Genomic DNA, 18,364 nt, shown 5'->3' on the forward strand with positions numbered 1-18,364 from the left:
GATGAAGACCGACATGGTTGGACAACAGTTGTAGTGGGCTGACAAATCAATGATGATTTATGAATTGTAAATTATGCATTATAGAAAAGGTGTGCAGAAACTTGTTCTGTACACCTTTTTCTTATGGGAGTTTATGATTGATTCGGCCTGACCCATCAATACTCAACGATCGTTGTTTCGTTGATTTCCGGATCATAAAGTCTCTCTCTGATCTTGAAAATCTGCCATTCGGCTAACGCTACCCAGTTTCTGCCACTTGTGGCAGACTTGATTTTGAACCAGACATATCTGAAAGGCTTTTCGCTCTTGATGCTTTGTCTCGTCTCATAAACAGCCTTTTTGTCGCCGGGAAGACCTGAGAATGATTTCAACAACGTCGTTCCGGTTTCATTGGTATAATAATCGGCCGTATTTTCAAAGGCATTGCTGACCAAGACATCAATCTCTTTGGGATTGTCTTTATTGTTATTATCGCGACAAACATAACGGAATTGTAGTGCCGTCCGCTCCTGTCCGAGATCGAAAACGATATAATGTGGAAACGATTTAGGCGTACTCCAACTCATGTGAAAGAAGTTGTTTTCATTCCCATCGATCAAAGCAGAAAGCGGTCCTTCCGAAGTTTCGGGATCATCTGTCCACACATGAGCTATGTCAAACGTGAGTAGATCTTTATAGGTCTCATAAACGGTCTTCGTAGCTGCACCAGCCTGCGCCGTAATCTTGACGATCTCGCCTCCGGTTCCGTCTGCATTGCAGGGTTGCAAGCTGTATTCAATCTCGCCGTAACGTGCTAACAGATTGTCGATTTTAATGGAATCGCTATATACACTGGCCAAACGCATCCTCGGAGAATTCTCATCCGGCACCTGATAGGTCACTTTGATGTACTTGTAAGTGGGATTTTGAGGAATCGTCCATTTAATGATAACAGCTCCGGGAGCCTTCTTATAAGTGAGTGTCTGTGCATCGATAGAGGTCGGAGCAGGTCCTTTATCATCATCGCTGCACGAGATGAAGCCTGCAATTACACACAGGCAAAACATCGAAAATATAATCTTTTTCATCTTATTCGGTATTTAGGTATATATTATCTATGATCACCCGTGTAACCAGGATTATTGACCAAATGCGGATTTTTATTGATATCACCGATAGGAATGGGCAATAGATATTGGGTCGGAGCCTCGAACTTACGCTCAAAACTGATATCTTTGATTGTGGCAAGCTCTTCAACTGTTGTTGCATCGATATTCAGTCCTTGAGCCTTCACATTGAAATACTTTTCAGCAAGCATCCAACGACGCATGTCCCAGAAGTTCTGGCATTCAAGATAAAACTCTGCCATCCTCTCCTGTCGTACGATTTGTCGCAGCTTAGCTTGGTCTAACGTCACACCGACAGGGGCCCACGAAGTCTCAACTGTGGGGATTCCAGCGCGCACTCTTACCTTATTAATGTAGGTCTTGGCTGTTTCCAAATCCCCAGTTTCAACACAGGCTTCGGCATATCCGAGGTAAAGATCAGCTAAACGAATGATCGGGAACGGACTTTCTTCACGCGATCCGCCTCCGGTTGCAGCTACAACCGTGTTTGGACTGACGAATTTCTTGTTGAGATAACCGCCCGGTGAGTAGTTGCCAGGCCGCTTTTGGGTAACGGTTCCGCGGCTGCAATTACCGCCGAGAAGGAAGTTACAGACCACGCGAGAGTCGGAAGTGTTCTTTTGTCCGTTGCTCATTGTATAAGCAGGATTAACCGGATCGTTCTGCAATTCATAGTACCCGCCTTGAAAAGCCACCCAAGCGTAATAGCGAGGTTCACGGTCTAAGTTGAAGACTAATGTCTTTTGACCTACTTGTCCTTCGTCTGCATGATCATTATCAATAGTTACCACCTTCATTTTATCTACATCCTTAAACTCCGGATCTTCGTCCCAAGGAAGCCCGTTCTTCGTATAAAAGCGATTAAGCATTGCCCAAGTGGGACATATTCCATTCCAAGCTGATCCCGAGTCATTGTAAGGCATCGACTTGTTTTGTATTCCATACCATCCGCCACTACGTGTTTCGGCCAATAATACCTCCGGATTTACATCCTGATAATCGATATTGAGTAGTCGCATACACCGATTATAACCGGCTGCTGGATATTGATTCTTGTTGTTATCGCCGATATATCGATCTTGTTTCGTATACAAGTGATAGCCATTTTGTTCTGCAAGATCAATGGCTTCTTTCATTGCATCACGAGCCTTTTCCCATTTCTTAGGATCGTAAGAAGTAGGCATTAATAACGTGCCGTTATCTGGATCCTTCATATTTTTATATAAAACAGGAGACTGTTCATTAAAAAGAGGTGACGCTGCATACAAAAGCATCTTAGCTTTTACTGCCTTTGCTGCTACGTTTGTAGCCAAACCATATTGTATCTGAGGTCGAGTAGCCGGCAAATTTTTGGCTGCTTCATCCAACTTATCACATATCCACTGCACGCATTCATCATAAGGCGAGCGATGAGCATAGTCTTTGACGGGTGTTTCTATGTTCGGTTCTTCTTTCACCAAGATGATAGACCCATAGCAACGAGCTAACATATAATGGTAATAAGCAATGAGAAAATTGGTCTGGGCTTTGTAATCCGTCTTCAAATCATCATCTAATCCCGGTGTTTTATCAATAACATTAAGGAACATGTAACATTGACGAATGCCTTGGAAGAATGAATTCCAGTAAGAGATAACAGGAGAAGAGGCCGTGTAATTACCCTTAGGAAACGAGGCGAAAGTCTCATGTTCGAATGAGGTTACGATCTCATCACCGGTCAATAAGTCGAGAGAACCTGAAGCAACGTTGCATTGCGGCAAGTAGCCATAGCAGGAATAGAGATACTTCTCGGCCTTATCCTTATCGGAATAAGTGTCTTTGGTCGTGGCATTCTCATCAGGAACGATGTCCAAGAAATCGCATGAAGAGAAACAGAGAACTGTTGTCGCGACAATGATAAATTGATATATTGCTTTCATTTTGTTTTCTGTTGAGCGTTTATTTGAATGTTAATTGCAGACCAACATTGAATGTCCGTTGCAAGGGATAGGACATTCCGGCTCCTCCTCCCATCTCCGGATCCCAGAGTTTGAAGCCCGAGAAAGTCACGATATTGGTTGCACTGGCATAAATTCGACCGAATTTGAACTTGTAACCGACTTCTAAGTTCTTCAAACGAAGGAATGCAGCGTTACGCAACCAATGTGTAGATGCCTGCATGTTGTTGTTATTATTATATTTAGTCAGGCGTGGATAGCGAGCGTTTGGATTCTGATTATCTTTACTCCAATAGTCATCCGCAATCCATTGCAGCACATTTCGCTTGCTTTGCGTACCGAATGGTTCGAAACCGCTCATCATCAGACTCACATTCGCTTGTCCTTGGAAGAAGAAAGAGAAGTCCCATTTCTTGTAAGCAATCGATGGTCCAAAACCATAAATGATTTCCGGAACATACGGATGGCCGATTTGCACACGATCATTGGCATCGATTTTTCCATCATATTCACCGTTTTGATCAGGCTGATCCTTATATTTTACATCACCGGGAGCTATTGCAATATTACCAAGTGTTGATTTCGGGCTGTGTGCAATGTCTGCTTCATCAATGTATAAACCATCTGCCACATAACCGAGATAGGTATTTAAGCTTCTTCCCACCTGTCTCAATGCAGGACGAGTATCCGCTGCTTCATCATACTCTAACACTTTATTACGTGCAAAGGTGAATGTTCCTCTAAATTCTGCAGACAAATCATCATTAAACTTCTTGCCGTAATTTACAGCTAAATCTACACCCCAATTCTTGACCTTAGCAAGGTTCCCATAAATCGTTGTAGCTGCTGTTCCAAAGTAATTAGGTATCGAACCTTTGGTTTGGAAGATGTGATCACGAATTTCCCGGAATGCATCCACCGTGATACTCAGCGCATCAAAGAAACGAAGATCCATTCCGATATTCAGCTTATGACCCACTTCCCACGTGAGATTAGGATTCTCGAATCTACTGAAAGACGGTCCGCTAAGACTACGTCCTTGTGATCCGTAGCCAGTAGCAAAGCCTGCACCACCTGTCAAATTCACAATAGCTTGATAAGCAAAACGCGCACCGCCTACCTGATCATTACCGACCAGACCATAAGAACCGCGTAACTTCACTTGCTGAATCACTTTTTTGAGCGGTTCGAAGAAGGCTTCTTCACTGATATTCCAGCCCAAAGAAACCGATGGGAAGAATCCCCAGCGATGGCCTTTAGCAAAACTTTCAGAGCCGTTATATCCTGCATTGAATTCCAATAAATAGCGAGATTTATAGTCGTAAGAGGCTCGTGCAGCAAAGCCCATCCTGCGTTTGGGGAGTGATGAGAGGAAATCTGAATTGACATTAGAATTGTATTCATCTATATTGAACAGTATCATTCCACCTACATTGTGGCTTCCGAACCTCCGGTTATAATCAAGAAACGCCTGAAAATAATACCGGCGGTCGCCCGATGTGCCGAAATAATTATTCAATAAATACTTTTGCGGTACGCCGATCGGTTTAATGGTCATATCATATCCGCCTTCGGCAGCTTCGTTAGCGGCATAATCCGTGAGCTGGTATCTGTTGTAATTCTGAACTCTGAACTTGAGATTGTTGGTCCAGTTTTTAAAAGAGAACAAGGCCTTGAATGATAATCCCTTGGTGATAAAGTCTAATTTCTGATCGTAGTTGAGATTAGCCACAACCGTGCTTTCAAAAACATCGCGATAACCGATCGTTGCAAGAGCCATTGGATTATCCGGATTGTAGTTTCCTGCCTGCAAAGAACCCCAGTGATACCATTCATCATTGCCCTTGGGATACATAATCGGGAAGTCCACCGGATTAGTTCCCATAATACTGTTGAATACATTTGCAATTCCGCCACCATTCGAGGCAGCCAGCATTCCGTGCATATTGTTCATCTGAACGTTAAGGTGTAATGCTAGTGTTGCAGTCTTGGAGAGGTGGAAGTCCACATTATTCTGAAAGGCATATTTCATATAATTCGTACCATTATGATAGGAAAAGTACTTTCCGGAGACGTCTCTCAGCATACTGGTCTCATGACTTGCGTTGATATTCATAAAGTAAGTGATCTTTGCCGTACCGCCGCGCACATTGAAATTTGCACGTTGATTCCAAGTCACTTCTTTGAAAATCTCCTTATACCAATCGACATTGGGATAGACATAAGGGTTCAAATTCTGGATTGTTCCATTGATTTTGTCTTCCGAATAGAGCACGTCGCCCGACTGTTGGTTAGTAACGGCCTCGTTATACATACGCATAAAGGTGACGCCGTCTACTGTTCTGGGACGCTTGGTGGGTGTATTAATCCAGTTTTCCACGCGCAGTCCGATTATAGGATGATCGAGATCGGCCCCCGATTTGGTCTTGATGATCAGCACACCGTTGGCTCCTCGCGTACCATACATTGCTGTTGCCGTGGCATCTTTCAGCACAGAGAAACTCTCAATGATCTCAGGTCGATGGCATTGAGGTCTGCCTGAGAGATTTCCACACCGTCCATCACGATCAATGGCGATGTGGCGCCACTCATTGTAGATATGCCGCGCACAAAGAAGTTGGCTCCATTACTGCCCGGTTCGCCGCTACGCTGATAGGCAATGACACCCGAAAGCCGCCCCGCAAACGCCGTAGAAAGATTGGTTGCAGGCACTTTCAGATCCGACGGACGCACAGTCTGAATCGATCCCGTCACTGTTTCTTTCTTCTGCGTTGTTCCGAAAGCCGTGACAACGGCCCCTTCCAAGGTCCGGACATCGTCGGAGAGCGTGATAGAAAGCACTTTGACATCGCCCACTTTGATTTTCTTGGATGTGTAACCGAGATACGACACTTCCAGCGTCGAACCTTTGGATGCCCGAATTTCAAACCGACCGTCGACATCAGTAACGGTTGCCGTGGAGGTTCCCTGCACTTTGATCGTAGCCCCAATCAATGGTTCGCCGGTCTTAGAATCGGTTACGACACCAACGATTTTGGGTGTTTTCTGATTAGGTGCAGGGCTTTCCAGTGCCTTTTCAGTACTTGATCCGCCCGCAACACCCATGACATAAGGGCCTGTAGATACACCACCGGCACTCGCTTTCAGCTGCATTGAAGGCACAGACAGCAATAAAGCCGTTCCGTATATGCCACAACACAAATGAGTCGTTAATTTTTTTGGTAGTTGCAACATTGCTAGGTTGTAAGTTATTAAGTTGGTTAATCCTAATGGATCTCGGTATTTCCGAGTCTCGGAGCAAAAGTAACCAAAAAATGAATAACACTCGCATAAAAATCTTTCGATTTGTTTTTTTTGTATTAAACAACGTTAATCACCATGCGCTCCGATAATAAACATGCTTAATTTCAATCTTTACTTTACAAAATGGAAGTATATTCAGTTTATTCAGTTATAATATAATAAACGAGAGTCTCATGAAAATCAAGACTCAACTAACAGTTACTTAACGTGCAATTAACCGTTAATTGCACGGCAAGATAATTCTCAAAACACAACCTGTTGAAAATAAAGAAGTTACCTTGTTAGTATAACTAAACTGGTAACGATTTGGAAACGAGCGAACTACTTGGCTCCGCTGTTTTCTGCCTAACAAAGAACGCTTGTTATTCTGTTTGCAAAGATAATACTTTGCTGGCGAATAACAAGCGTTTTTAATGAGATATTCTTCTTTCTGCACTTTTCTAATGCGATTTTTGATAGGGACTATAATCCTCGTCTGCGCTTCTTCTTTCTGTTGGCTTGGTTTCTGAGTTTGCGCTGCCATGCTGTTTCTGCATAGTCATAGCCATGCGTAGTTGGTGTAATCAAATCTCCGAACCCTTCCACCACTTCATCGACTGCACTAACGATGGTGTCTGCCACTGCACCAATGGAGTTCTGCGCTCGTGGAGTATCATTGTCTCGTAAGACAGTGGAACGGCTTTTGGGTACAAGCTGATAACCTGTATCAGATTGTCCTCCCTTTTCAGTTGCCTTCTGTATTACTTGGTGTGGTTTATTTGTTTCTTCCTTGTTGGTTGCTTCAAAGTTCTTCTGCAAGGAACGGTAGCCGAACTCTCTGCCGATTTCGGAAGCTTTGAACGATTGTCCGCTGTATGAGAACTTTAAGCCATAAATCTTGCCTTGTTTATTCTTCATGCGCTCTATGATGATGCCGTTCTTGTTCAACTCGATAGAAACATAGAGTGTCCCATGATGCCTGTACCTTTGTATTTTTCAAGCAAGGCATAGCAGATTTGCTGTACCTGCTATTTTGTTTGCTCTCTCGTGAGATTAGCCTTTGTCTTTTGGTGTTTCTTTTCTGCCTTGACCTCTTTTGCGATAGTCAAGCCTTTCTCCCGACTAATGTCCTCCGCTACCCTTGCTGCCCTGTTGCTCACAAAAGTGGTGTCATATACCTCTCCATACAGACTGATGCGGTTGGCAATGATGTGAATATGTCTGTTATCGGTGTCCTTGTGCGTTACTGCCACCCATTGGTGGTTGTCAAGTCCCATTCGCTTGGCAAACAAATGAGCTATCCTCATAAGTTCGGACACAGGCAGCTTTTTCTCGTCCTGCGGTGCAATGCCTATTTCGATACGGAGAAACTTGTTCCTGCAACGGCTGTTGTAGTCACTGACCACTTTCATTTCCTCATAGATTGCCTTTGGCTCCCTGCTGCAAAGATTGTGGAAGGCAAGCCGATAGCCGAGCTTGCCCTCTCTGAAAATATAGTCCAGAGCCGTGCTTCCGTGGGCTATCGCCTTGCACTTACCTATCATTTCTCTTCATATTTAAGACCTTATATACCTCATCTTCCACACGAAAATGCGGGTCGTAAAATCGCTTAAATGCTTCTTTGGCACATAGCGATAGATTCTTTGTGATGAGTACCCACCTTTCGTCCTTGACCTTGATGAGGTTGGAAACCTGCCCATAGAATTTTCCTGTCTGCTGGAGAATGGCAATGGCTTCCCTTTCATTTTCGGTCATCTTGGGAACGGCAGTCACTTCTCTGTTAAGGAGTATCTCACGGCAGTAGTCTGAGAACTTCCGCCCTGCACTTTCCGCTTTTGACTTGATACGCTGCTTCTCTTCACTGGTACATCTTACCTTGATGAACTCCGTCTTGTTCATCCTCTGTTCTTCCTTATCCTGTTGCTGCCATCGGGCAGCTTTTCCCTTGTATCTTTTCATATAAGTTTCCTTGAAAGTTTATCATCGTAGATGATTCATTGTCTCTTAATTCCTGAACACTGACCGATGAGAACGTAGTGATTACGGTCTAACCTCCCCGACAGTCTGACAAGGGGGGCAAGCGCAGTTTGTGGGTACAAACTGACGTCTTGCAATGTCAGTGATAAGACCATTTACACACGAGGCGTATTGCAGCCGAAAAGTGAATGCCGTGCATTCTGTGTTTAACTGTGTTCGTGGTGCTCTCATCATTCAGATGTCTGCTTGCTAAAAATATGATGTCATATTTGCCCAAATATGACGTCTCATTTACGAGAATATGACATCATATTTTAATGCGATAGTAGGATTAGAGCGGGAAATAAATCTTTTGAAATTCATCCCTCGTCCCCCCTCCTGCGGTTTATAACCTCCTCCATTTCTCTATGTCCTCACCGTACTCCTCCAGATGGAGGCGCACGATGTTCTCCACGAAACTTGAGAGGTTGCTGCGCCTGTCACCCAACCTGCGGACGATGAAGTCGGCACGTTCCTGTGTCGCCCTGCTCAGATAAACCGCCTTTCGCTCGCTCAGCTTGGTTGGCACAAGATAGGCTTGCTTATAGGCTTCGAGTGTCTTCTTTCTCATCTTGGCACTGATACGCCGTTGAACGGTTGCATTCTCTGTGTGCAGTGTAGGTTCGGATGGCTCGGAAGCTATTACTTCTCGGCAATCTGTTTCCTTTGATGGAGCTTTTGCCTGTGGTTGTTCTTCCACCTCATCTTTCTCTCCCAAGTAAGATGAAAGACTTTTCCTTTCTGTTCTTTCATTACTTTCCTGTCTGTTCATGTTTGGAAAAGCCACTCTACTTTGACCCTTTTGGGCAAACAGGATTGCTCACTTTGGCCATAATATGATTGTCAGACTACTACAACTATCAAGCAAAGGACAGGGAAGTAGCTTTCTTACTTTGTACACATAGATGGGACAGCCACCGTCACGTCTCTTGCTCACTTTCTCAAAGCCTGCCCTTTTAAGGGCTTCTCCCATACGTTTGGAAGTCAGGGGATACCGGGTATAGATACCCAGATAGGCGAGAATCTCTGTAGTGGTCATATAGGAGCAATGGGGATTATCCTCCGTTGGCTTCTCAAAGCAGCGCAACAGTAGTTCCATTTCTGCGGTCTGCACTTGGAAGTCCTCGCTCTCCAGATACAGTTCGGCTATCTCGTCATCGTCAAACCAATAGCGAAAACCTGCATTCAACAAGGCTTTGGCTTCTGCATAGACACTATCCATTGAGATGGCCTTTGCTCTTTTTATGTCAATGGACAAGACCTCAAAGGGCAAAAAACGTCTGCTGCCTGTCGGGTCTGTAAGGAAGTCGTTGCCATTCACCGATGCCACGAAGCTCGCCAAGTGAGGATGTTCCTCCACATATTTGTCATAGGGCATACGGAACTTGACCATCGGACAGGTAATGAGGTTCTTCAGTTCATTCTCGTCCCGTTTGTTGAGGGCTTTGAGCTGGTCGTCAATGTTTACGATAAGGTTCTGCCCAATATAGGTAAGTGTGTCCTTCTCCTGCGGATATATCTTTCCTGTATAACTGTAACCGTGCAGTGCCGGCGGACAGAGCAAATCAAGAAATGTTGTCTTGAACTTCCCCTGCTCGCCTGTCAGTACGAGACAGGTGTGGTTACGGCACTCACGGTCGTCCATGGCATTGGCGACCACTGCCACGAGCCACTTGTCGGAGTTGCGCACGGCTACGCAACTTGCCAGTTCAGGAATGGCTTTCAGTGAAAAGGAAGAACTACTGCTCAAATCCACTGATGGCAAGTTTTTGAAATACTCCTGTATGGGGTTAATGCGTGGAGAGAAACTGCTCTCGATGATGGAATAGAGATTATCTGAGGAGCCTATTATCCCGATGTCGTTGTCTATCTCCCTGCGGAGCGTGTTGATTTCATAACGGCCCACCTTAGTAAAACCACCATCAGATTTCCTGCGGTATTCTGTCCGTCCCAATACCGTATTGAATCTGAACTCGTAGTGAGTGGAGAGATAGGCCTCTATCTCCGAGTTCTTGGAGGAAATTCTTCTCGGTCTGGGCATATTGTTACCGCCTTCCGATTTGCCTTTATCTACGCTTGTCTTCATTATATGCTTGGTTTGGTTTCCAAGAGTGAAGTTATTAAGAGAATGGGTAAGTTCCAAGCATTCGGAGAGTGCTTGCATAATGTTGCGTCCGTCTGCTATAAAGTTCACATGTTTTTTTATGGAGGTGGGAAAAGAAAAAGATGATTTAAGCTAAAACAGAGGATAAAACGACAAGAAAAGGCAAAGACAATAGTGTGCCCCTTGCACATGTTTGCAGTATTCTGCACTGATATTGCAAACGATAGAATCTGTGCAGAGATGTGGTAGCGTTTGGCCACATTGAAAGTGCCACAAGCTGCTACTTGAATAACATCGATAGAGTTGTATCGGCACGACGTATCTTTACACCAAACGAACGGTGAAAGAAGAAAATAGGGCAAAAAGGTGTAAATGCCAGCCGATGAAATACGTTGCCCTTTCCTTCAACTTCCCTATATTTCCCTGCTATTCCCTGTTGCTTTGAGGTTTGGAAAACACATCCTACTTTTGCAGGCAGAAACATGCGATGAAGCACAAAACAAGAGTAGGAATTACAAACAATACAACAATAGAATTATGGGATATTTTATCATTACGGATTCAAATTGGGCAAAGTTGAGGAATGAGATACTCAGCCTTGCCGAGACCTGCCACAAGGCTTTCGGTGAACAGAGCAGGCACATGGACTGGTTGCATAACGGTGACGTATGTAAGTTGCTCAACATCAGCAAGCGTACCTTGCAGCATTATCGGGACACGGGTGTGTTGCCCTTTGCCCAAATCGGGCACAAGTGCTATTACAAGCGTGAGGACGTCGAGCGTCTGCTCAATACAAAATCAGAGAAATCAAGAAAAGATAAACCTGTAAACAGATAAGACTATGGAATCAGTAAAGAACCTGAATATGGATGCGGACGAGATGCTGATCGTGCTCTCGGCCCTTGAGGGAGTGAACAGACGGATAAAGGAAGTGGCGCAGACACACAAGCCACTGTTTGGCGATGAGCACTTCCTGACGGGCAAGGATGTGTGCGAGCGGCTGTATATCAGCCCCGTACCTTGCAGGACTATCGGGACAGAAGGATTATCCCCTACACACAGTTTGCAGGGAAGATACTTTACAAGGCTTCGGACTTGAATAGCATGCTGGAAGAAAATTATAGAAATAATAATATTATAACGTGAGTTCGACGAATTCAGAACAAAGCAAGTATTAAGCAATGTTTCCTTTACCGCCCTTATGAGCCATCGGGCGGAGGAAAAAGCACAACGACCAAACTCGCCGCGCGTTTATGGGACATTGATAGCGGACAGATACTCATAGGCGGAAGAGATGTTTCCACGATAGAGCCTGAAATACTGCTAAAAAACTACGCCATCGTTTCTTAAGACATACTGCTTTTCAATGCCTCCATTACCGACAATATCGCATCGACAAGCACGCTTCCACCGATAAGGAGGTGCGCCATACGGCACGATTGGCGCAGTGCGACGACACCGTTATCAGCGAGAACGGTGAAAACCTTTCGTGGGGCGAACGGCAGCGCGTCTCTATTGCCGTACCCTTCTGAAAGATGCCCCCATTATTCTATTGGACGAAGCCACCGCCAGTCTTGATGCCGAGAATGGAATGAAGATACAGGCAGGTATCTCTGAGCTGGTACAGGGAAAGACCGCCATCATCATTGCCCACCGCATGCGCACAGTCTGCAATGCCGACCACATCGTGGTGCTTAACGGAGGAACGGTAAGCGAAACAGCCCCCCGACGAGTTAATGGCAATAAATGGTGAGTTTGCAAGAATGGTAAGGTTACAACAGGAAGCAAAGGCATAAAACCAAAAACGGCTGCAAGTCTAATTTCAACTTGCAGTCGTTTTCAATAATAATTATTTCTTTATGTAATAGATAATGCCTGAAGCATACTGCCTAATTCAGAATAAGTGTAGCCGCGGACTTTGTCTTTGCAAGAATTATTGGCATTTGTTATGGCGGTTCGCAAAGTACCGCCTTTTTCCTTGAAGATTTTGTGTAGTCCTTTCCTGAAAAACTTTAAGTTCTTCTGATAACCACATTTCTTTTCCAACTCATTGACCACTTCATTAGAAGTGAGGTATTCCTTGGTTGTATATTTAAAATAGTAAAGGAAGAATAGTTCCGTGCACCTTTCAGTTTCAAAGAATTTCACCTCACAGTTAATGCCCTCATCGTTTTTTACGATGGGGTTTTCATATTTCCTTTTCAGTTCCAGATAATCGTTCTTCTCTTTCCCTTTTTTCTTATTATCCATATCTATCATACAGAAAATCTTAGAATATCCTTTGGAAATGCCTTCCTCTATTTTCTTTTCCAATTCCGTAAGATTGCTATGCTTGGGTATCTTGGGCTCAATACTTTTTAATTGTGCAGGATAATAGTCTCTTAATGAGTTCATATAGAAACTTTCAGTAGGTCCCTCACCCAATATCATAATTGCATCTGCTAACTTTCCCATTGTTTTTCATTCTAAGTCAATAAAATATGAGCCTAACTCGGGTTTTGCCCCCAATCTGCCAATTTTATATGAATTATATAGGGATAAATTCTTATGCAATCCAAACGAATCGCCACGGGAATATTCTGAAGATGCTGTTTCATGGCTTTTCTCCACAAACCATACTATTTCTCGGTGCTCATTGAGCAAATCTTCTGAAAGCAAGGATATTTCCTGACTGGTGAACATCAATTGTGAGCTTTCCGAATTATAAATAAATACATTCAGAAAATAAGTCAGTAAGTCATAATGCAAATCCTCGTCTAATTCATCAAGGAGATACAGATGGCTTCCCGTTATCAAGTCATATAGAAAATGCAAAAGCTTGAGATATCGTATAGTGCCTTGTGATTGCAGCCGCCAAGGTATATTAAAATTGCCGTCAGCCGATTGATTGACAAACAAAATATCCTCTCTGTCATCTTCAAGCATTCTTTTTTTTGCCTTTTCCGTTAGTTCATCATCCTCCATGATCATTTGGCGTAATTTCTGAGGAATACTATCAAGACTTTTTACAACTTGAAAATCAGAGATATTCAAATCTGCTTTTCTAAGCATCAGGCGATAGAAATTTATAAGTTTGGTGTCTTTACAAATATCTTTGACCTCTTCAATAAAATTACGATTCCCATCTCCATTTATTTCGTGCACATGATGTTCTATCCACGAAAATAATTTGGCTATTGGTTGTATGTCCTCCTTAAAAGCAACTTTCCTATAAGTGGATAAAACAGAATGATTGTTGAGTGTATTTTCTATCAGTGTTTTCTGCGTTTCCGCCTTCAATCCTAAACTTGTACCGAACTTGGTGTCTGCCTGTACGCCTTTGTTCTTGAATTTACGCTCATAGAACAAAGCCTTGGAATTGTTAGGATAATAATACAGTTCTTCTCTCACGATATAATCAGGAAAGTACTCCACATCATAGTCATATCTAACAGCCTCTGCATAAAAAGATATATGCATCTTGATTGGCTTTTCCTTGGTCAACTCAAATGGGGGAGCAGTCTTTACTTTATCTGTAATGTCAGTTTGGGATCTATATAATAAATCAAAGATGTTTTGAATGGCATATAGCATATTCGATTTTCCCGAAGCATTTGCTCCATAAAGAATTCCTAACTTGTTAAGAAAAACACCTTTTGAAATTTCGTAACTGAGAAATTCGTCTTGGGTTTTAGAGACAAAATCCAGTTCTTGCCTGTCTCGGATAGACAGATAGTTTTCAACCCAAAAATCTCTTATCATTTTATGTAATATATATATAATTATTGCAATAATCGTAAATCTGTTACAAAAATAAGATATTTTTTCGGAACAAACAAGGAAATTTGGTAAAAAGGAGGAAATCTGGTACATCCTTTTGGTCGGTCACTGAAAAATGAAAAACGCAAGGCCTGTTTCCCAACAAGCCTTGCGCCATACAAATTAGAAAGTTATAAAAAATCAAGAGTTTTATAAGATTACTTTATCTTCTCCGTCTCCAACCCTCCTGGCTGTCCGGCTGAACCTTAAACTCAATCTCGGTAAGCTTACCGTTCTTCACCGTGAGCCAGAAGAGGTCGGTGGGCTGGTCGGAGAGGTAGACTTGATAGGCGCGTGTGGCGTCCTTGGTTGATGCGGTAGAGCCGGATGTTTTCAATCGTTTTGCTCATAGATTTTAAGTTTAATGGGTTGATATTGATGGAAGAACGCCATGTCGGGCGACATACCGCCCAAGCGACTCGCTTCAAGGGTTTGCCAACCCGACAAGGCGTTCTTTCCGATGGCTTGGGCTTTGTGTCGGCCGACAATATCCGCTTTCCGGTTGCATGGAGCTTTGTCATCGTGACAAGCCTTGCTTTCTAGTAGCATGGGTACTTTGTCGGCCAACAAGGCCTATTCGTCTTTCACGGGGCGGACACCGTGCCTATCGTTCGTTCGGCCATTTATTGACGATCCATTTCGAGACAGCATTTTGTGAGAATACTATAGTTTTGTAGATATGCATCATATACCTGTTGGAAGGAATCGTAAGATTCTCAGAGCTTGTGAAGTAGTCCCTGCCCCATAACTCAATATATTCACCGGGAGTAGAATAGTCTAAGTAGGTTGTCCCAATACCCTGTCCTGAACTATAGATAAAGAAATAGTCGTTAGTGTTTGTCGGCTCACCCATGATTGGGGCGGGACCATAGAATTTTAAATGCGAGTCGTAGAAACTGTTGTCTGCTCTTTAGGAATAGCTTCCCTGAAAAAGCGTGCGAAGTCCAACATTGCCGTTCTCGCAGTTGTCTGCTCTTTAGGAATAGCTTCCCCCATCAGGAGCGGTGGACTTCAAGGCTGATACGGACTTGCCGTGGTCGGCAGCGATGACACTCAGTTTCTTTATCCATACTCCGCCTTGGTAAAGTATACCATTTACAGTGAAAAGTTTGCTGTCGTCCCAGTGAATGTCGCCATGCTGAACATACTAAACAATCTCATTCATGTTGGGACAAGAACTTACTTGGGTATTTCTTCCAAAATAATAATCTTCCGGGAATTTAATGCTGGGATGTTCAGATCGCTTTTACGGACTTGTTCTTGCCAGCCGTGAGAACTACATTGTTGTAGGTTTTGCTGGTGGTGATATTCTTGTTTTTGTAGGTATTGTAGAATGTGTATTCTATGGTAAGTGTGCTGCAGGTTCCCGGAGCCAGCACTATAGTGGCGGCATTCGTGGCAGGGGTGAGTGCTTGCGGTGTGGTCACGAACCCCTGTTGTGGATCGGCATCCTTCAACTTCAAGGTGATGCTCTGGTTGGCTGGCGTTGGTGTGGGACGCGAGGAGAGGTTGATACCGTTGTCGTCGAAGTCGAACTGCCCACAGATGGCCTTGTCGGCGGTTACTTTTATTTGGGTGAGAGGGGTGTTAATCTGCTGTGGCGAGTTGTAAGGCATAAGGGTGAGGTAGGCGGCCTCGTGCTTGAGGATGAAGTGGTAGCGGCCGCCTATCTTGGTGGCCACAGCCGTGCCGCAGTCGCCGCTTTCGCCGAGGTGGCTGGCGTCGTTGGGAATGGTTTGCAGTTGCTCGGCCTTGATGGTTACCTTGTCGCCGGAGGTGCTGTTCTTGCCCGTGTAGCGCACGGGGTAGGTGGGGTAGGTGTGGGTGCCGTCGAACCAAAACTTGGCCTTGTCGGCGCGCTGCACGCCACCCGACACGGTGCTGGCGGTGAGTTTCTCGGCGATGTTGTTTTTGGCGTCCTGCTTCAAGGTGGGGCTCTCGGCATCGTTCTTCACCCAGAGGCGGTCGCCCTCGGTCCAGTAGAAGTTGAGCCGGAACCGTCGTACTCGGCAGTGGTGCGGGTGGTTGGTGCGTTGTCTTCCTCAACAAAGGTGGTGAGATCCTCGGTGGTTTCGGTATTGCCTTTCTGCTTGTTCTCTACTTGCGCGATGTCGTCGCTGTTGGCGCACGCGGCCATGAAAAGCGCCAGGGCCGTGGCTGCGAGAATGGAAAATAATCTTGTCTTCATTTTGTTTTCTTCCTTAAAATGTTTTACTTTCTTAAATGATGTTTACCTTGAGAGGCTCAATCCTCCCACATGTTGAAGTCCCCTCCTACCTCGTCGTCAAGGAAGAAGCCGCGCTTGGCGTTGAGGTCGTTGCCGTCGTCTTCGGCCTTTTGGTGTCCGCCACTGTTGGGGAACGAGATTTCCAGCAGATGGTAGTCGGCCTTGACGCTGATGAGTTCGACTTCTGCCCTTACATAAGGCTTCCTTTTCTTACCCTGTGTTGTTACTTGTTTTTTGTTCATGACTGTGAAATTTTTAATTGGGATTTTGGTTTGTTTGTCGTTCTTATTTCCCCCTTTGCACGAGTTGACAAAAGGGCATGAAAATGCGGACAAAGGGAACTCGATGGAGCCCTTTGTTTATCGAGGTTGCGCGGAGAGCCTCGCGCGCGTATGCGAAAAAGTTTTAGAGTATAGTTACGCCAGTAGCGCCTATATATGAGAGAGTAACAAATTATTTGGAACTGCCAAATAATCCGTCATCTTTTTTGCGGCGTATTGTGCGTTGTCCGCAGCGTTGTATGCTATATTCTTCACGCAGGGAACCACTGTATTTGTCACACAGGGAATCGCAGACGATGCCATACGCAAATCCGCAGAAAAACCTCCGTTCCCCTGCGCCGCGCATACACCTTTATTATATAAGGAAAGATGCTGTGAGTCATCATATCTCCCTAATCCGTTCAATGATTGATAGTTGTAATCGGATGCAAAGATAGTTAAAGTTTCCGAAACTTGCAGAAAAAAACGGAAATAGATGTGGAAATGGCGTGCAAACGAATGCACATTTGCCATTTTGTAGTAGGGCTTACCATTATGTCATCTTTAATAAAAAAAATACTGATTATTAAAATTGGCATAACGTTTGCATAGTATTAATAGCAAATAAAATTTATATGACTAAAAAACCTTTCAAGATCTTATGTATTGATGGAGGTGGTATAAAGGGAATCTATTCCGCTGAACTTTTAGTAAAATTCGAAGAGGTTTTCGATTGTACAGTTTCCGAATGCTTTGATATGCTGTGTGGCACTTCTACTGGAGGCATCATTGCTCTTGCTGCATCGCTTAAAATTCCCATGAGTGATGTAGTAAAATTTTATCAAAAGAATGGCCCATCAATTTTCAATGAAAGTGTCAAACATAGACCAGGTGGTTGTGCATACCTGCGTTCGAAACAGATTGCATTTGGCGGAAAATACTCCGCAAAGCCCTTACGTTTAGCTCTTGAATGCGTATTTAAGAACAAAAAGATAGCAGAGAGTAATAATTTCCTATGCATACCATCCTATAACACATTAACAGCCAACCCGAGAGTCTTTAAAAAGGACTTTGACAATTTCACGGAGGATGACCGTAAAAGTTATGTTGATGTTGCATTGGCCACTTCTGCAGCTCCTACATATTTGCCCGTTATGGAAATCGAAGATGATCAATTTGTTGACGGAGGTTTATGGGCAAACAATCCGATTCTTGTTGCTCTGACAGAATACTTGTATAAGTTCGCGCAAGATAAGCGATTTGATGGACTCGAAATCCTTTCAATAAGTAGTTGTCAGAAAACTCAAGGAGAGAAACATCATAAATTGAACAGATCCTTTATTGATTGGGCCGATACGCTTTTTGATGCATATTCTATTGGCCAGTCGAAATCAACGATGGTTTTGTTGTCCAAGTTGAAGAGATATTTGTCATTTCCCTTTGATTTTCACCGAATTGAGAATATAGTTTTATCTCCAGAACAGGATAAAATAATTGACATGGACAATGCAAGTGAAGCATCCATTAGACTTCTGGTGAAGATTGCAGACAATACGGCTATGAACGAAAAAATGCGTCCAGAAATAGCCCATTACTTCCAAACAAAAAAAACATTAAATCCAAAAGATTATTAA

At 43.9% G+C, this 18,364-nt stretch carries 14 protein-coding genes and 4 pseudogenes; 4 read left to right on the forward strand and 14 right to left on the reverse strand.

The genetic code is table 11. The features are described 5' to 3' along the window. Positions 1-155: 155 nt before the first annotated feature. From JCM12259_RS06250 to JCM12259_RS06280, 7 genes and pseudogenes are all read right to left on the reverse strand, one after another. The gene (locus JCM12259_RS06250; protein ID WP_025065806.1) at positions 156-1,067 is read right to left on the reverse strand and encodes a discoidin domain-containing protein; all 912 of its coding nucleotides are present in this window, start codon (positions 1,065-1,067) and stop codon (positions 156-158) included. A 23-nt stretch (positions 1,068-1,090) separates the two neighbouring features. Further along, positions 1,091-3,025: a RagB/SusD family nutrient uptake outer membrane protein gene (locus JCM12259_RS06255; RefSeq protein WP_025065807.1), complete on the reverse strand. Its 1,935-nt coding sequence runs from the start codon at positions 3,023-3,025 to the stop codon at positions 1,091-1,093. Positions 3,026-3,044: 19 nt separating this feature from the next. Further along, positions 3,045-6,148 (reverse strand): annotated as a pseudogene (locus tag JCM12259_RS14190) (SusC/RagA family TonB-linked outer membrane protein). 660 nt (positions 6,149-6,808) lie between these two features. Then, positions 6,809-7,869 (reverse strand): annotated as a pseudogene (locus JCM12259_RS14195) (relaxase/mobilization nuclease domain-containing protein). After that, entirely contained in the window at positions 7,859-8,284 is a 426-nt protein-coding gene (locus tag JCM12259_RS06270; RefSeq protein ID WP_025065808.1) for a plasmid mobilization protein, read from the reverse strand. Before JCM12259_RS06270 ends, JCM12259_RS14195 begins: the two are co-directional and overlap by 11 nt. 403 nt (positions 8,285-8,687) lie before the next feature. Then, complete coding sequence (locus JCM12259_RS06275) at positions 8,688-9,113, reverse strand: DUF3408 domain-containing protein (protein WP_025065809.1); 426 nt, start codon at positions 9,111-9,113, stop codon at positions 8,688-8,690. Positions 9,114-9,161: 48 nt separating this feature from the next. Further along, on the reverse strand, positions 9,162-10,505 hold the full coding sequence (locus JCM12259_RS06280; RefSeq protein WP_025065810.1) for a VapE domain-containing protein: 1,344 nt from the start codon (positions 10,503-10,505) through the stop codon (positions 9,162-9,164). Positions 10,506-10,982: 477 nt separating this feature from the next. On the opposite strand from JCM12259_RS06280, the gene JCM12259_RS06290 reads away from it, so the two are divergent. The 3 genes and pseudogenes from JCM12259_RS06290 to JCM12259_RS14205 form a co-directional block, all read left to right on the forward strand. Beyond that, a complete protein-coding gene (locus tag JCM12259_RS06290; RefSeq protein WP_025065812.1) occupies positions 10,983-11,282 on the forward strand; it encodes a helix-turn-helix domain-containing protein in 300 nt (99 codons plus the stop codon). Between the two features lie 4 nt (positions 11,283-11,286). Beyond that, positions 11,287-11,591: pseudogene (locus tag JCM12259_RS14200) on the forward strand (helix-turn-helix domain-containing protein). Between the two features lie 19 nt (positions 11,592-11,610). Further along, positions 11,611-12,241 (forward strand): annotated as a pseudogene (locus tag JCM12259_RS14205) (ATP-binding cassette domain-containing protein); the annotation flags it as partial. Positions 12,242-12,302: 61 nt separating this feature from the next. Here the strand turns inward: JCM12259_RS14205 and JCM12259_RS06305 are convergent. The 7 genes from JCM12259_RS06305 to JCM12259_RS06325 all read right to left on the reverse strand — a co-directional run bounded on the left by JCM12259_RS06305 (position 12,303) and on the right by JCM12259_RS06325 (position 16,712). Next, positions 12,303-12,899 carry an RloB domain-containing protein gene (locus JCM12259_RS06305; protein WP_025065814.1) on the reverse strand — a complete coding sequence of 199 codons (597 nt, stop codon included), beginning with the start codon at positions 12,897-12,899 and terminating at the stop codon, positions 12,303-12,305. A 6-nt stretch (positions 12,900-12,905) separates the two neighbouring features. Further along, positions 12,906-14,186: an AAA family ATPase gene (locus tag JCM12259_RS06310; RefSeq protein ID WP_025065815.1), complete on the reverse strand. Its 1,281-nt coding sequence runs from the start codon at positions 14,184-14,186 to the stop codon at positions 12,906-12,908. Between the two features lie 220 nt (positions 14,187-14,406). Next, a complete protein-coding gene (locus JCM12259_RS16720) occupies positions 14,407-14,580 on the reverse strand; it encodes a hypothetical protein (protein ID WP_159105372.1) in 174 nt (57 codons plus the stop codon). Continuing rightward, a complete protein-coding gene (locus JCM12259_RS06315) occupies positions 14,577-14,810 on the reverse strand; it encodes a hypothetical protein (protein ID WP_159105373.1) in 234 nt (77 codons plus the stop codon). The genes JCM12259_RS16720 and JCM12259_RS06315 overlap by 4 nt, the downstream gene beginning before the upstream one ends. Positions 14,811-15,478: 668 nt before the next feature. Continuing rightward, positions 15,479-16,045, reverse strand: a complete 567-nt coding sequence (locus JCM12259_RS14210; protein ID WP_148299588.1) for a hypothetical protein — start codon at positions 16,043-16,045, stop codon at positions 15,479-15,481. A gap of 149 nt (positions 16,046-16,194) precedes the next feature. Beyond that, positions 16,195-16,431, reverse strand: coding sequence for a hypothetical protein (locus tag JCM12259_RS15805; protein WP_051559211.1), 237 nt, complete (start codon positions 16,429-16,431; stop codon positions 16,195-16,197). 56 nt (positions 16,432-16,487) lie between these two features. Next, on the reverse strand, positions 16,488-16,712 hold the full coding sequence (locus JCM12259_RS06325) for a hypothetical protein (RefSeq protein WP_025065817.1): 225 nt from the start codon (positions 16,710-16,712) through the stop codon (positions 16,488-16,490). A 653-nt stretch (positions 16,713-17,365) separates the two neighbouring features. Between JCM12259_RS06325 and JCM12259_RS06340 the strand changes: the two genes are divergently transcribed. Next, positions 17,366-18,364, forward strand: a complete 999-nt coding sequence (locus tag JCM12259_RS06340) for a CBASS cGAMP-activated phospholipase (RefSeq protein ID WP_025065820.1) — start codon at positions 17,366-17,368, stop codon at positions 18,362-18,364.

Source organism: Hoylesella enoeca JCM 12259 (assembly GCF_000613405.1).
Lineage (GTDB): Bacteria > Bacteroidota > Bacteroidia > Bacteroidales > Bacteroidaceae > Prevotella > Prevotella enoeca.